Here is a 14,431-nt window from a genome sequence, read left to right on the forward strand (position 1 = left end):
GATCATGGCTTCCACCGTGCTGGAATCCCGCTCGGGACCATCCCCGCGTGCGCGGGGAGCAGGAAGGCGTCGCCGTGTTCGCCCCCGGGCCCGAGGGACCATCCCCGCGTGCGCGGGGAGCAGGCGCGTCAGTGAGGGAGTAGGCCGGTCCGGCGGGGACCATCCCCGCGTGCGCGGGGAGCAGGGGCCGACCACCGGGCGGCCTGGCGGCGCCAGGGGACCATCCCCGCGTGCGCGGGGAGCAGTTGCGCAGACCCTCGGTCGTGCCGGCCTTCTCGGGACCATCCCCGCGTGCGCGGGGAGCAGTCGCCGGTCATGGGATTGGTGCTGGTGATCTGGGGACCATCCCCGCGTGCGCGGGGAGCAGGGTGTACACCCCGGCGTGTACCGGGTGCCGGGGGGACCATCCCCGCGTGCGCGGGGAGCAGGCCGGGCACCGGTTCACCGGAGGCATGCCAGAAGGGACCATCCCCGCGTGCGCGGGGAGCAGACACGCCGAACTCGGCGTGTACGGAGCCAGTTGGGACCATCCCCGCGTGCGCGGGGAGCAGTCCGGAGCCTCGACGCGCTCGCTGCTCTTGTGGGGACCATCCCCGCGTGCGCGGGGAGCAGGGTCGGCGGCGGAGCCGCCCGCAGCACTCCGAGGGGCCATCCCCGCGTGCGCGGGGAGCAGCACTCCACCCCCGCCGTCGCCTTCGCCGACCGGGGGCCATCCCCGCGTGCGCGGGGAGCAGTGTGGCCGAGGGCGTCGCGGATCTCGCGCATCGGGGCCATCCCCGCGTGCGCGGGGAGCAGGTGAGGCTGCCGAGCGGCGGGCGCAGCGAGGCGGGGCCATCCCCGCGTGCGCGGGGAGCAGGCGGAGGGGGTCGTCATCCGGTCCCGTCGGATGGGGCCATCCCCGCGTGCGCGGGGAGCAGTGGTCGACCACTACGGACTCACCGGTGTCGGTGGGGCCATCCCCGCGTGCGCGGGGAGCAGGAGGAGCTGAGCGGTGGTGCCCTTGGTGAGCCGGGGCCATCCCCGCGTGCGCGGGGAGCAGCACACGGTGCCCGGTCTCGACGTCGCGGAGTGGGGGCCATCCCCGCGTGCGCGGGGAGCAGACTCGGTGACCTGCGAGTTTACGGCGAGGAGGGGCGGGGTTCGAGCACTTTCGTCGATTGCGACATTCCGGGCATGAGGGGTGTCGGAAGACGGCTCATCGGGGTCCGAATCGTCGGCGTCGCCCCGCGTTGCTCCAGCCGGGTTTCGGGGCGGGGCCCGGAGGTGGGGCGTCGAGGTTGGGGCGCATGATGAGGGTGACGCCTTCGTGGTCGACCGGGTGCCAGTGGTGGTCGTGGGTGCGGAAGGTGTAACCCTGCTCGTTGTTGGTGGTGTGGGCGAGCAGGGCCCGTCCCTGTCCGGCGTACTGCTGCACTTCTTCCCACAGCACGTCGCGAACTCTGGCCGAGGGGTTCCCGACGAAGACGCCCGCCGAGATCTCCAGCAGCCATCGGGTAAGGAACCCGCGCAGTCCGGGTGGGCAACTGGAGAGGACGATGACGGTCACCAGGAAGCCGCCGCGTCGCCGTGGTTGCGTCCGGCTGCGACCTCGCGGCCACCGTCGCTCTGTAGGGTGACGAGGTCCTGCGCCTCCGTCGGGTCGCCGTCCGGGAGCAGCAACTGCTTGATATCGCTGACGCACCGGTCCATCAGGGACGTCTGCGTGATCCGGTCGCGAAGGGCTCTGCGGGTGCGGGGGCCCACGTCCTCCCCGTCCTCCGCCGCGACGTCGAAGGCGAGCGGGATGCCCACCTCGGTCTTGTAGAGGTCGGCGATGTCCATGACGAAGGACAGCTCGTGGCCCGAGTGGACGAAGCCGAGCGCGGGGCTGCAACCGAGGGAGACGACGACGGCGTGCGCGATTCCGTACATGCACTGCGCGGCGGCTGTGATGGCCTGGTTGACGGGGTCGCCGCTGGTGAAGTCGCCCGGGGTGTAGACGCGTCCCTTCCACTCGACGCCGGTGCGGCGGGCCTGGGCGCGGTAACACTCCTTCACTCGGGTGCCTTCACGACCGAGGAGTTCGTGCCGGGTCAGGCCGGCGGGGTCCTCGGTGGGGAAGCGCAGGCGGTACATCGCGCGGGCCACCGCGATGCGCGAGCGCACGTTGGCCCACTGGGCAGCCTGTGCCTCGGCGAGGGCGGCGGAGCGGGTCAGAGCCCGCCCGCCGGCGTAGTAGCGGACGCCGTGTTCCCCCACCCAGGCAACCGCCGCCCCGGTTTCGCCCAGAACGCTCATGGCCTGGTGGGTGATGCGTGTGCCGGGGCCGAGGAGGAGTGTGCCGATGGTGGCGGAGGGGATGTGCCTGGTGCCCTCGGTGTCCTCCGCGGTGATGGCGTTGGCGTCCCGGTGGACGACACAGCGCTCCAGGTATACGAAAGAGAGACGTTCTCCGGCGCGCGTGAGGTGGCGAGGAGTGAGCGCCGTGCGCTGGCCTACGGTCGTCATCCGGCGCTCCCCGTCCCGTCGCTGTTCCCGCCCCTGCTCTCGTCCTCGTGGCCCAACGCGGTGCCGGAGGGGAGCGGGGCGAGGGTCATCAGACCGCAGCCGTACGCCTTGGCCTTGCCGAGGCCCTGGGTCAGGGTTCGGCGCATGGCCTCCGGGTCGGTGACTTCGAGACGGCCGTCGAAGGTGACGGTCACCAGACTGACCGGGCCCCTTCTCGACGCTCCCTTGCCGTCGCCTGCTTTGGAGAATGACACGGTGCGGTGGTCACGGACGGCGAGTTCGAAGCGATCGCCGTAGTGCGGGGTCTTGGTCCTGTAGGTGGTGCCGCCCGGCAGCAGGCGGCTGTCGGTGGGTTTCTCGGTGATGCGGAAGCCCGCCCGCTCCTGGCGCTCGGGGTCGAGGAGCCAGGACCTCTGGTGTACGGGCGTCAGGTGGGCGGTGCGCTTGGTGGGTTCGCCGTCCTTGCGGCGGATGTGGTGCACCGGGTTCGCCGTGAGGCGGAAGCCCCAGGTGCTGCCGGGATTGAGGCGGTCGAGGAAGGGGGCGTAGGGGCGGGTGTGCCAGCCGGGCGTGAGTGGGTCCAGTGCCGCCGCGGGCCAGCCGGCCTGCTCGACTAGGTGGGTCAGGTCGGGGCGGGCGGGGCCCACGAGGTAGAGGAAGACCTCGGCCCGGGCGTTGTGATCCAGTCGCCACAGCACCCGCGGGGCGCCGGGGGAGGGGGAGTTGCGGGGGCCGGCTCCGGCGTCCGCGGGTAGCAGGTCCGGGAAGGAGGACATCACACCGGCGTGCAGGGCCTGCGGCGAGGACAGCAGACGACGGGCCCCGGGCCGGGCGGTGTTGACGCGAAATCGGGTCAGGAACATCAGTGCTGGTCTTCCTCTTCCTCCAGCGCGGCGAACGGTTCGTGCGCGGGAGCGCGTCGGGCGCCTGCGTGCTCGGGGTGGGAGACTTCCACCGTGGCGGCCACGACCGTCCGCAGCGCGTGTCGGCGGTGCTCGGCGGCGAAGCTGAGTGGCTGGTCGCGCAGGGTGTCCCCGTCCTCCTCGGGGAGCGCCTCGTGCAGCACGGTCAACGGCACGCTGCGCTGCCCGCGGTGGAGCCTTTGGTACCAGGCGGCCGCACGCCAGGGTTCGCGGCGCAGTGTGCTGTGCAGATCGGCGCCGTGCAGATCGGCGCCGTGGTGGAGGCCCAGTTCCACGGGCCGGGCCGGTGGACAGGAGCGCCTGCCCAGGTAGGGCGGGTACACGGGGTCGCGCAGCGCGGCCAGCAGCTCCTCCAAGAGCGCCGCCTCGCCCTCCAGGGCGGCGACGAACACGGCGTCGGCCAGGTAGAAGCGCTCGGAGAGCGGCATCGACTTCCCGGTGACCGCGTGGTGGGCGGTCTGGAAGTCGCGGACGCGGCTGCCGGGTTGGTCGATACGGACACCGAACCGCAGGCCGGCCAGGCGGGCCAGCGCACGCTCGTCAGCGCGCTCGAGCCCCTGGGCGGAGGCGAGGAGACCGAGGACGCCGCTCTTGGTGGGGGCGGACTCGGTCCCGCGGCGGACGAACCGGGCGGAGGCCCCCCAGGACTGGAGAGGTCCGGCCAGTTGCAGGGTCAGCACGCTCATGCGGGCTTGTCCAGGTGCTCGGCGACCGCTCTGCCGACCGAGGCGACGAGTTCGGTCAGACGGGTCTCCTCACGGCCGAGGTCCGCGAGCTGCGCGGTGTTCGGGCCGACGCGCAGCACCCAGGTCATCGTGGACTCGTCGTCGCCGTAGGCCCGCTCGATGTCGGGAACGAACTCGGCCAGGCGCGCGGCGGCACCGCGCAGGTGACCGCTGTGCGCCTGTGCGGTGACGGGTTCCTCGAAGGCGGCGACGAAGCTGACGGGCCGGGTCGTGCGCAGCTTGACGACGACGGCTTCGGGCAGCGTGTGGTGCCCGAAGGTGTTGATCTTCCCGGTGGGCAGCGAGGCGAGGAAGGCGTGGACGAACGCCTCGACGGCCCGGCGGACGGGTTCGGTACGGCGCGCGCCCGCGTGCAGGCCTTCTCCGAGGTTGGCGGCGAGCTGATGCACCCCGAGGGCTGCGTAGCGGTAGAGGGTGGCCGAGTTGAAGTCGACGGTGCCGATCATGCCGGCACCCGGTTCGGCGTCGGTGTTCCGGTCGTCGACGGCGGTGTAGTAGTCCGACTCGCTCTCCACCCGGTGCACGCTGATCGCGTGGGCGACCTGGACGGCGGCATCGACGTTGAAGTCGGCCGCGTCGGCCACCATCCGGCCGAAGAGCGCGATGTCGACCGAGTGGTGGGTGTCGGCGACCTCCTTCAACCGGGCCTTGAACTTCTTGTCCTTGAGACGGGCGGTCATGTCGGCCGCGCCCTCGACCGTGAGCGCGGCGAGCCCGTCGAGCTGCCGGGCGCTGAGGAACATGAGGTACTTCGACTCGGGCGCCGGCTCCTGCGCGGTGTCCTTGGCGGCGTCGGCCTTGCGCTTGGGAGCCTCGATCTTGGAGCCGGTTGCGGAGTACAGGACGGAGGCGGCGAGCTCCAGCGCCCGGCCGGTCTCGATGGACGGGTCAAGTACGGTGACCCGGTCGGCCAGGGCTTCGGCGACCTTCTTCGTCCGCACGCCGAGCTCGCTCGGATCGAGCAGCTTCTCGGTGTCGAAGTAGGTGCGGGTGGCCCGCTTCCACGCCTGGCTGGAGACCCTGGCGCGGGGGCACCCGCCGTACACGGCCGACTTCGGGGCGCCGGTGTCGTCGCGGTTGAGGTTGCTGGGCGGCACGGTCTGCAGCGCGTGCACGTCGAGGAAGAGGCGGTTCACGAGGCGTCCCTGTCGGTGGTCGGGTCGGTGGTACCGGGTCCGGTCGGTTCGGTGGTCGGGTCGGTGGTACCGGGCCCGGTCGGTTCGGTGGTACCGGAGCGGTGGGCGTGGAAGGAGCGGCCCCAGGCGCGGCGGACGTCGTCGCGGCCTCCGGCCTCCTGCCATCGGTAGAGCTGCCCGGAGAGAAGCCCGTAGTCGAGGGCGATGTCCTCGCGGCGCAGCAGCAGGACCAGGTCCCGCAGCCGTACGGCGAGGGTGACCAGGTCGGGAGCCGTGCCGGCCCGTACGAGGCGTTTGCGCACCGCCTCGTCGAGGTCGCCCGGCGGCATCAGCGCGCGGACCGCCGCGCCGAGCCCGGCAGGCGCTTTCCGGCTGTCCGGCCGGTGCATGCCCGTGCCGCGGGACTGCTGGTGCAGCGCCCAGAGAGTCAGGGCGACGTGCACCGAGTCCTCGGCCCGGGTGAGCTCGCTCTCGCTCAGGGGTCGTCCGCCGCCGGGCGGTGCCTCGTGCAGCGGTCCGGTGTCGGCCAGGTCCCACAGGTCCGGCACCTGGGCGAACTCCTTGCCCGCTCCGCGGCGCAGCCGGGCCAGCGCCGCGACGGCGTGGGACTGGTCGTCGAGATAGTTCCGTTGGAGGTCGGAAATCAGTCGGGCAGTGAGGTGCGCGACGCGCCGACGGGCGCCGAGCGGGGCTGCGAGCGTGGTCATTCGGGTTCCTCCCGGGAGGGGTCGGGTCCCGGGACGCCGTTGGCGCCCGGCGGCGGGTCGGAGGCGAGGGAGCGGCCGAGCGCGTCACCCAGGCGGCGGCGGAACCACGTGTCGGCGAGCGCGGAGTTGGACCACGTCTTGCCTGTCTTCGTGTCCGTCGTGCGCCCGGCCCAGGCCGCGTCACCGGCGTCGTGCAGGAGCCGGTCGCCGAGCCCTGCCACGATGTCGCGCACTTCCCGCTGCCAGCGGGCGCGTGCTTCGTACGGGTCCTCGACCGCCGCCAGTGCGTGCAGCCAGGTGCGGTAGGGGCCGTCCAGGGCGGCGAAACCGAGATCGCGCGCCGTGACGCGGCGCCCCTCGGGTTCGGCGCCCGAGGCACGGGCCAGGTCGGTGGCGAGATCGCCGAGGGCCCGGACGGCCAGGTCGACGTCGGCCACGGCGTCCACGGCCTGCCGCGCGTGCGCGCGCTCGTGCTGGTGGAGAAGGACCACGCCCATCGTCATCCGGTCGTCCACGGATTCGTCGATCACGGACTGCTGGGTGCCGTAGACAGCGCCGACGAGCCGGGTACGGATCAGGTAGCCGCGCGACAGGAAGCCCTCCGTCACCAGACGGGCGATCCACTCCAGCACTCCCGGCCGGAGGGTGTCGGCCGGCTCGGAGCCCTGGGCCGCTTCGGCGCGGTCGGCCAGCAGAGCCGCCAGACCCCGCCAGGCGGCGCGTGCCGGATCGTGCTCGCGGGGGAGGTACGACGGGGACTCGCCGTGCTTCTTCTCCTGGGCCCGGCTGCGGCGCCACCCCGTCATCGGTTCGAGCGTGTGCCTGTTCCGCGGGACGAGCGGGTCGCCGTAGCCCAGGACGACGCCGTGCACGCCCTCGGCGTCGTGGTGGAGCCGCAGCCGACGGGTCTGCCAGGTGTACAGGTCGCGCACCCCGGTGGGCCGTCGGTCCGCCGCGCCGGGACCGCACGGCTCCCTGCGCCAGGCCGGCCGGTCGTCGGGGCCGAAGCGCAGGACGGAGCCGTCGGCGGCCACCAGGTTCAGCAGCAGCGTCTCCCGCAAGGTGCGGCCCTCGGCCATGACACCGCCCAGCGTTCCGGCCCAGCCGACGCCGAGCGGGTACACCCGGCCGCCCACGACCCGCGGGTCGCCCTCGATGCCGGTCTTGATGCCGGAGGTGTCGTACGCGTGGGCGTGCACGACCCAGCGTGCGGCCTCGGCGAATCCGAGCCGTGTCACCGAGGGCATGCGGGAGGTGAAGAACGGTTCCCCGTTGGGGACGTCCGCGACGACGCGGTTGAGGGAGAAGACCTCGTGGCGCGCGGTGTGCAGGTCGGCCACCTGAAGGAAGGGCGCCTGCGGGTGCAGGAGATCGAACCGCTCGCGGTGCTCGTCCAGGTAGGCCGGGACGCGGGAGAAGCACCTCTCGTCCTCCCACAGTTCGGCCCAGTCCTCCATGTCCTTCGGACCGTCCACGGCATCGTGGGCGACGGCCAGCAGGAGCCGGACGAGGGCGAACTCCTGTGTCGGCAGGTCTCCCACGAGCCGCACGAGGTCTGCGGCGCCGGCGAAGACGTCCCGTAGGGACAGCTCCTGCTGGACGCCGTCCCGCCGCAGCACCGGAATCCAGGGCCGGGAGGTCAGATCGAAACCCGGGCCGCCCGCGGCGGTGGCTTCCTGTACTTCAGACACGTGTCACTTCCAGGCCGTCGGTTCTGCTGTACTGAAGCCGGAATCCCGCCAGGAGAGCCCGGCAGTCCGTGTCCAGCGGGAGAATGAGCTGGCCGGCGAGCCAGTGGCTGTCCTTCCCCTGCCAAGCGGGCACATAGAGTTCCTCCAGTTCGGCGATCGCCCGGTCCAGCGCCTCCGGGTAGGAGAACTGCGAGGGCAGGCGGAGCCCGCACTGCGCCGCCGCCCGCGCCGCGCGAGGCGTCGGGACCCGGTCCTGCGGCAGTTCCAGCCCGCCCAGTTCGTTGCCGTGCCGGTCCCGTCCCAGCCACGGGAGGGTGGCCAGCGAGCCGTCGGAGAGTCGCTGCACGGCGACCACCTCCAGGCTCTCCCTGCCGTCCCGCACCTGCGCCCGTCCGGCCCGCGTGTCGTCGGCGTCCCCCGCACCGGCTGCGACCCAGCCGAACAACGGCTGCCCCGGCCGCCCCACGGAGCCCAGCCGGAAGACGTCCGCCCGCTCGGCCTGGCTCTCCCGGTGCTTCGCGTGCTTCCCGTGCGCCGCGTCCAGTGCGGCCGACCACGACGGGGGCCCCGCCGCGCCGTCCGCGTACGCACCCTGGACCAAGGGGCTGATGTCCTGCGGCAGCCGCAGGGCGCGGAGGGCCCCGCCGCCGTACGGCAGCAGCGCGGCAGCGGAGCGCAGCAGCGCGTACTCCCCGTACACCGCCACCGATCCGGCCACGGGTACGGGGACGTCACCACTCCAGTCGGCACCGGTGACCAGGCAGCGCGCGGTGCGCAACCGCGGCGGCCGCTCGGTCTGCTCCGCACCCCGCCGGTGGCGGTGCAGCCGCCCCATTCGCTGGAGCATCAGGTCGACCGGGCACAGGTCCGTGACCAGGAGGTCGAAGTCCACGTCGAGCGACTGCTCGGCCACCTGGCTGGCGACCACGACACGAGGCCCCCGCGGTCGGTCCACCGCCTCGCCCGGTGGACCGAACCACCGCAGCAGTTCGGCGTCCTTGCGCGCCCGGTCCGCGTCGACGAAGCAGGAGTGGGCCACCGTCACCTCGGCCCCGGGGACGCGCTCGCGGAGCACCGCGGCGGTCTCCAGCACCCGCCGGACCGTGTTCCGCACCACCAGCACGCACCCGCCCCCGTCCAGCTCGCGGGCAAGGCGCTGTGCGAGCAGCCCGGTGTCGTCGTCAAGCCGTTCCAGGGCCACCTCGACCTGCCGACCCGACGCGTCCGGACTTGTCACGGCCGGTCCCCGCCCCGGAGCCACGGCGGTCAGCAACGGGTACTGCGAAGCCCGCCCCACCGGCTCGAACTCGCGGGAACCCGGCTCCGCTCCCGCGTACGCCTCGGCCAACTCCCGCCGCCGTACGGCCGGTAGCGTCGCCGACAGCACCACCACGGGCACCCGGTAGGACCCCAGCCACGACAGCACCCGGTCCAGGTACACACTCATATACGTGTCGTAGGCGTGCGCTTCGTCGATCACCACGACCTTGCCCGCCACGGCCAGGTGCCGCAGCATCAGGTGCCGGCTCTTGAGCCCGGCGAGCAGCAACTGGTCCACGGTCCCCACCCCGAACGAGGCCAGCATGGCCTTCTTGCGACCCCGCAGCCACGCGTGCGCCACCAGCGCCCCGGCTGCCGCCGTCGGCTGCGAGGGACTCCACCGCTGCTCCGGCGCGTCCACCTCGACGGCCGCGATCCGCTGACGACTCCCGCGCATCATGGCGGCGTACTCTTCGTTGAGGGCCGCCTTCGAATGCGCCAGCAGGACCGACCGGCCCCCCTCCCACGCGGGTAGACGCCCCAGCCAGTCCACCAGACGGGGAAACATCGCGTTCCCCGTCGCCATGGTGGGCAGGGCGAAGAACACGCCGCCCGCGCCGGACCGTGCGGCGAACAGCTCGACTACCGCGAGCGCCGCCTCCGTCTTGCCCTCGCCCATCGGGGCCTCGATCACCACGAGCCCCGGGGCCGGCATCCCGCGCGCCAACTCCACCGCCGCCCGCTGCACCGGCCGGACTCGCGCGCCGGGCGGCAGATCGAACCGCGTCGCGAACAACTCCTCCGTCCCGCCGGACGGTTCGTCCGGCTGCCACGGCGGAGGCAGCTCCAGCCCGCGCCACGCCGCGGACACCCGCTCCTCGTGCGTCCGGTGCTCCTCTTGAGGAAAGTACGGGAACAGGTCGGGGTTCGAGGCGATCCAGTCCGCCACGATCACCAACGCGGTGAGCAGAACCTGAACGGTCTGCGGCAGTTTCACCCCCCGCCAGGCGCCGAACCGCTCCCGTCCCGCGAACGCGTCCGAGCAGGCGTCGAGCAACTCCTCCTGCACCCGCCGCCACACCGACTCGGCCGCTCCCGGCGTGCGCAGCAGGTGGTCGCGGTCGTCGAGCGCCTTGATCTGGCCGTGCTCCGCCGGCACGCCGTGGTGCCCGCCCACCACCACCGTGAACTGGCCCGCCTGCCGCCGGGTCCAGCCGCACCGGTCCTCCAACCACTCGCCCAGTAGCAGCTGTCCCGCCAGCCCGTGCGGCGCCAGCCTGCGGTCCGGCCCGAACTGGCGTGAGGTGGGCATCCCCAATCCTTCCGCCCGCATGCCGTCCGCCAACGAGTCCACCTGGCACGCGAAGGCCGGCGTAGCCTTCCCCACGTCGTGGACGCCCGCCAACCACACAACGAGGCAGCGGGCGTCCTCCGCTCCGCCCGGCAGCGTATCCGCGATCAGCCCGCGGACACTCGCCGGTAACCAGTGGTCCCACAGCAGCCCCGCCACCGCGGCGGTGTCCGCCATGTGCCGCCACAGCGGCAACCAGCCCTCGCTGTCCCGGTCGTGTTTCGCCCACACACTCCGCACGCCGCCTCTGAGTCGATCGCCCAGTCCGGAGACGACGCCCCCGTCACTCGCAGTCATGTGAGAGGAATACATGCGAACGATCTCTTGCCGCAGCTGGTTTGAGGAATCAGCCCCCTGCGTGTTCGATGGTGGTAGTGCAGACGCGCTCCGCACGTCTCCGAAGCCCGCCCGGGTGCCCTGGATACCGATGGGAGTAGTTTGGCCCTTTATGTCTTATTCGACGAAAGTGCTTCAGAACGCCGCCGGCCCCCGGTAGACCCCCAGGTCACCGAGTCTGCTCCCCGCGCACGCGGGGATGGTCCCGCCGTCGGCACCTGGGGCCGGGCCGCGATCGACTGCTCCCCGCGCACGCGGGGATGGTCCTTGGCAGACAGTCAGGAGAGCGCCCCCATGCTCCTGCTCCCCGCGCACGCGGGGATGGTCCCATGCCGAACCGCAGGCCAGTGGCCCCGGCGCGCTGCTCCCCGCGCACGCGGGGATGGTCCCGCGTCGCCCCCCGCATCACCCCCTGGAAAGCCCTGCTCCCCGCGCACGCGGGGATGGTCCCCCGTTCTTCCACGGGCAGGTTTTCCGCGAGTCCTGCTCCCCGCGCACGCGGGGATGGTCCCCCCTCCGGCTCACCCGGCTCAGGGGTGGGCTCCTGCTCCCCGCGCACGCGGGGATGGTCCCTCGTCCAGGAGCAGCGGCAGATGCACGGTGTCCTGCTCCCCGCGCACGCGGGGATGGTCCCGCCCCGGCCGCCGGGCCCATCGAGCCCGGCGTCTGCTCCCCGCGCACGCGGGGATGGTCCCGACGGACCCGAGCCCGATTCCGCAGCATCTACCTGCTCCCCGCGCACGCGGGGATGGTCCCGCGGTGGCGCTGGAGAACACCGAGCTCAGGCGCTGCTCCCCGCGCACGCGGGGATGGTCCTCCTCCTGTCCGCCGCATCCCTCGCTTGGACCACTGCTCCCCGCGCACGCGGGGATGGTCCCGACGATGACGCCCAGGAGCACGACGAAGCTGACTGCTCCCCGCGCACGCGGGGATGGTCCCCGCCACCCGCAGGCGCCGGTCCGCGGCGACCACTGCTCCCGCGCACGCGGGGATGGTCCCGCGGCCATGTAGGCGCGGTACAGGGCCGCGCGCTGCTCCCCGCGCACGCGGGGATGGTCCCATATCGACCCAGCGGAGATCGGCGGCGGCAATCTGCTCCCCGCGCACGCGGGGATGGTCCCTGACGGGAAACTGATCGACCGGCCAGAGCGGCACTGCTCCCCGCGCACGCGGGGATGGTCCCAATCCCCGGCAGGTCCGCGTCAAGCACTGCGGCTGCTCCCCGCGCACGCGGGGATGGTCCCCCGCGGTCCCCGGCCGGAGCCGGGGTGGCCGGCTGCTCCCCGCGCACGCGGGGATGGTCCCCTGGGAGACGTGACACGGATTGACTGGTCCGACTGCTCCCCGCGCACGCGGGGATGGTCCCGTCACACACCCTCTTCGAGTCGCCTGGTAGGACTGCTCCCCGCGCACGCGGGGATGGTCCCCCGGACCAGTTGTGCCCGGTCAGGTCCGGCAGCTGCTCCCCGCGCACGCGGGGATGGTCCCTGTCCATCCCCATCGTCCTGCGCGTCGCACCGCTGCTCCCCGCGCACGCGGGGATGGTCCCGTGTACGCGCTCGCCAATGATGACGGAGAGCGCTGCTCCCCGCGCACGCGGGGATGGTCCCGAGGTCTCGGTGGAAGAGGTGGTCCGGCGATTCTGCTCCCCGCGCACGCGGGGATGGTCCCGTCACCCACTGCGGCTCGGCGGCCGGCTTCGCCTGCTCCCCGCGCACGCGGGGATGGTCCCGCGATGTCCGCGTTGTCGTGGACGGCGATGGCCTGCTCCCCGCGCACGCGGGGATGGTCCCATCGAGTTGCTGTCCGTGGACCTCCTGCACGACTGCTCCTCGCGTCCGCGCCGTCCCGCCCCGCTGTGCGCCCCGGGGACGGGGACGGGGACGGGGACGGGGTGGGCGGAAATAGGATGCACCCGCTGGTCGTTTCGGCCGGTCGGGGCCGGAAGCGCCGGTACCCGCCACTCCGCCCCGATCCCGGGAGAGCGCCATGACCACACGTCGGACCCCACTGCCCGGAGTCGGAACTCAGTTCGATGTCGTCACCCGGGCGGGACGCCACATCTCCGTCGTCGTCCACCAGGACGGTCGGCGTTTCCTCGGCTTCTACGACCCGGAGGACCCGGACGCGTGCCGGGCGACCGTGCCGCTGGAGCCCGAGGAGGCCGCCGAGCTGGCCGACCTGGTGAAGCCGGAGTTCTCCGCCGCCGACGCCCTCCACGGCGGTGACCTGGAGCTGGACCTGGTGACGCAGCGGGTGCCGTTGCCTCCGAACTCCGCCTTCCGCGGACGTCCGCTCGGTGACACCCGGGCGCGCACCCGGACCGGCGCGTCGATCGTCGCGGTGCTGCGCCGCACCGGCGCGGTGCCCTCGCCGGGACCGGATTTCCGGCTGGAGTCGGGAGACACCCTGATCGTGGTGGGCACCCGCGAGGGCGTCTCCGACCTGACCGATCTCGTCTCGGGAGGCTGACCGCGTGCACGACACCACGATCCTGCTGATCGAGCTGGGTGCGGTGATCCTCGGCCTGGGACTCGTCGGCCGCTTCGCGGGGCGGCTCGGCATGTCGCCGATCCCGCTCTACCTGCTCGGCGGGCTGGCGTTCGGGCACGGCGGGATCTTCCCGCTGAACACCAGCGAGGGCTTCTTCGAGATCGGCGCCGAGATCGGCGTACTGCTCCTGCTGCTGATGCTCGGGCTGGAGTACAGCGCCTCGGAACTCGTCGCCAACCTCAAGACGCAGTACCCCTCCGGCGCCGTCGACTTCGTGCTGAACGCCACGCCGGGGGCTGCTGCCGCCCTGGTGCTGGGCTGGGGGCCGGTCGGCGCGGTGGCGCTTGCGGGCGTCACGTGGATCTCCTCCTCGGGAGTGATCGCGAAGGTGGTCACCGACCTGGGACGTCTCGGGAACCGGGAGACACCGGTGGTGCTGGGCGTCCTGGTGATGGAGGACCTGGCGATGGCGGTCTACCTGCCGCTGCTGACCGCGATCCTCGCGGGCGTGGGGCTCGCCAGCGGGAGCGTCACCCTGGCGATCTCGCTGTGCACCGTCGCGGCGGTCCTCTACCTCGCACTCCGGCACGGCCGGCTGATCAGTCGGGCCGTGTCCTCCAACAACCCGGAGATGCTGCTGCTGGTGGTCCTCGGCCTGACGTTGCTCGTCGCCGGTGTGGCGCAGCGGCTCCAGGTCTCCGCCGCGGTGGGCGCGTTCCTGGTGGGCATCGCCATCTCGGGGGAGGTCGCGCACAGTGCCCGCGCGCTGCTCACGCCGCTGCGCGACCTCTTCGCCGCGGTGTTCTTCGTGTTCTTCGGCCTGTCCACCGTCCCCGCCGACATACCGCCGGTGCTTCTCCCCGCGCTGGTGCTGGCCATCGGCACCACCTTCACCAAGATCCTCACCGGCTGGTACGCCGCGCGCAGGGCCGGGATCAGCTCTCGCGGACGGTTCCGGGCCGGGGGAGCGCTGGTGGCTCGCGGGGAGTTCTCCATCATCATCGCCGGGCTGGCCACCGGCGCCGAACCGCGGATCGCGCCCTTCGCCACCGCGTACGTGCTGCTGCTCGTGATCGTCGGCCCGCTCGCGGCCCGCTGGACCGAGCCGCTGGGGACGCGGGCGCTGAGGCTCACCGGCCGGTCCGGTTCCGGGGGTCCCGCACCGCCGTCGGTCACGGGCGCGGGCGAGGCACCGGCGGCCGGCGCGTAGCCCTTGCGGCGGAAACGTGCGCGTCCCCGTCGGACGTGGACGGTCCCGCCGGGGGAACGGCCGCGTCTCCGTGCCGGGAGCGCACGAGAGC

The 14,431-nt window shown here is 72.9% G+C and carries 10 protein-coding genes and 3 CRISPR repeat arrays; of the genes, 2 read left to right on the forward strand and 8 right to left on the reverse strand.

Translation table 11 applies throughout. The features are described from left to right. Nucleotides 1–33: 33 nt before the first annotated feature. Nucleotides 34–1,100: a CRISPR direct-repeat array (repeat unit 29 nt; unit sequence GGGACCATCCCCGCGTGCGCGGGGAGCAG). 95 nt (nt 1,101–1,195) lie between these two features. From cas2e to H300_RS0123040, 8 genes are read right to left on the reverse strand one after another with little or no spacing between them, the layout of a single operon-like run. Continuing rightward, the gene (gene cas2e, locus H300_RS0123005) at nt 1,196–1,546 is read right to left on the reverse strand and encodes a type I-E CRISPR-associated endoribonuclease Cas2e (RefSeq protein WP_028429256.1); all 351 of its coding nucleotides are present in this window, start codon (nt 1,544–1,546) and stop codon (nt 1,196–1,198) included. Continuing rightward, nucleotides 1,543–2,487: a type I-E CRISPR-associated endonuclease Cas1e gene (gene cas1e, locus H300_RS0123010; RefSeq protein ID WP_028429257.1), complete on the reverse strand. Its 945-nt coding sequence runs from the start codon at nt 2,485–2,487 to the stop codon at nt 1,543–1,545. Before cas1e ends, cas2e begins: the two co-directional genes overlap by 4 nt. Beyond that, nucleotides 2,484–3,350, reverse strand: coding sequence for a type I-E CRISPR-associated protein Cas6/Cse3/CasE (gene cas6e, locus H300_RS28830; RefSeq protein WP_051270302.1), 867 nt, complete (start codon nt 3,348–3,350; stop codon nt 2,484–2,486). Before cas6e ends, cas1e begins: the two co-directional genes overlap by 4 nt. Continuing rightward, complete coding sequence (gene cas5e / locus H300_RS0123020) at nt 3,350–4,096, reverse strand: type I-E CRISPR-associated protein Cas5/CasD (protein ID WP_028429258.1); 747 nt, start codon at nt 4,094–4,096, stop codon at nt 3,350–3,352. Before cas5e ends, cas6e begins: the two co-directional genes overlap by 1 nt. Further along, nucleotides 4,093–5,292 (reverse strand): type I-E CRISPR-associated protein Cas7/Cse4/CasC, encoded by a 1,200-nt coding sequence (gene cas7e, locus H300_RS0123025; protein ID WP_028429259.1) that lies wholly within the window; start codon nt 5,290–5,292, stop codon nt 4,093–4,095. The genes cas5e and cas7e overlap by 4 nt, the downstream gene beginning before the upstream one ends. Then, nucleotides 5,289–5,999, reverse strand: coding sequence for a type I-E CRISPR-associated protein Cse2/CasB (casB, locus tag H300_RS0123030; RefSeq protein ID WP_028429260.1), 711 nt, complete (start codon nt 5,997–5,999; stop codon nt 5,289–5,291). Before casB ends, cas7e begins: the two co-directional genes overlap by 4 nt. Continuing rightward, complete coding sequence (gene casA / locus H300_RS0123035; RefSeq protein WP_028429261.1) at nt 5,996–7,690, reverse strand: type I-E CRISPR-associated protein Cse1/CasA; 1,695 nt, start codon at nt 7,688–7,690, stop codon at nt 5,996–5,998. Before casA ends, casB begins: the two co-directional genes overlap by 4 nt. Further along, nucleotides 7,683–10,598 carry a CRISPR-associated helicase/endonuclease Cas3 gene (locus tag H300_RS0123040; RefSeq protein ID WP_037981603.1) on the reverse strand — a complete coding sequence of 972 codons (2,916 nt, stop codon included), beginning with the start codon at nt 10,596–10,598 and terminating at the stop codon, nt 7,683–7,685. The genes casA and H300_RS0123040 overlap by 8 nt, the downstream gene beginning before the upstream one ends. Before the next feature lie 217 nt (nt 10,599–10,815). Then, a CRISPR array of direct repeats spans nt 10,816–11,577; the repeat unit is 29 nt; unit sequence CTGCTCCCCGCGCACGCGGGGATGGTCCC. Between the two features lie 91 nt (nt 11,578–11,668). After that, nucleotides 11,669–12,430: direct repeats of the CRISPR family, unit length 29 nt; unit sequence CTGCTCCCCGCGCACGCGGGGATGGTCCC. 196 nt (nt 12,431–12,626) lie between these two features. On the opposite strand from H300_RS0123040, the gene H300_RS0123045 reads away from it, so the two are divergent. Beyond that, entirely contained in the window at nt 12,627–13,109 is a 483-nt protein-coding gene (locus H300_RS0123045; RefSeq protein ID WP_028429263.1) for a cation:proton antiporter regulatory subunit, read from the forward strand. A gap of 4 nt (nt 13,110–13,113) precedes the next feature. After that, nucleotides 13,114–14,340 carry a cation:proton antiporter gene (locus H300_RS0123050; protein WP_028429264.1) on the forward strand — a complete coding sequence of 409 codons (1,227 nt, stop codon included), beginning with the start codon at nt 13,114–13,116 and terminating at the stop codon, nt 14,338–14,340. Nucleotides 14,341–14,431 lie beyond the last annotated feature (91 nt).

The organism is Streptomyces sp. TAA040 (assembly GCF_000424845.1).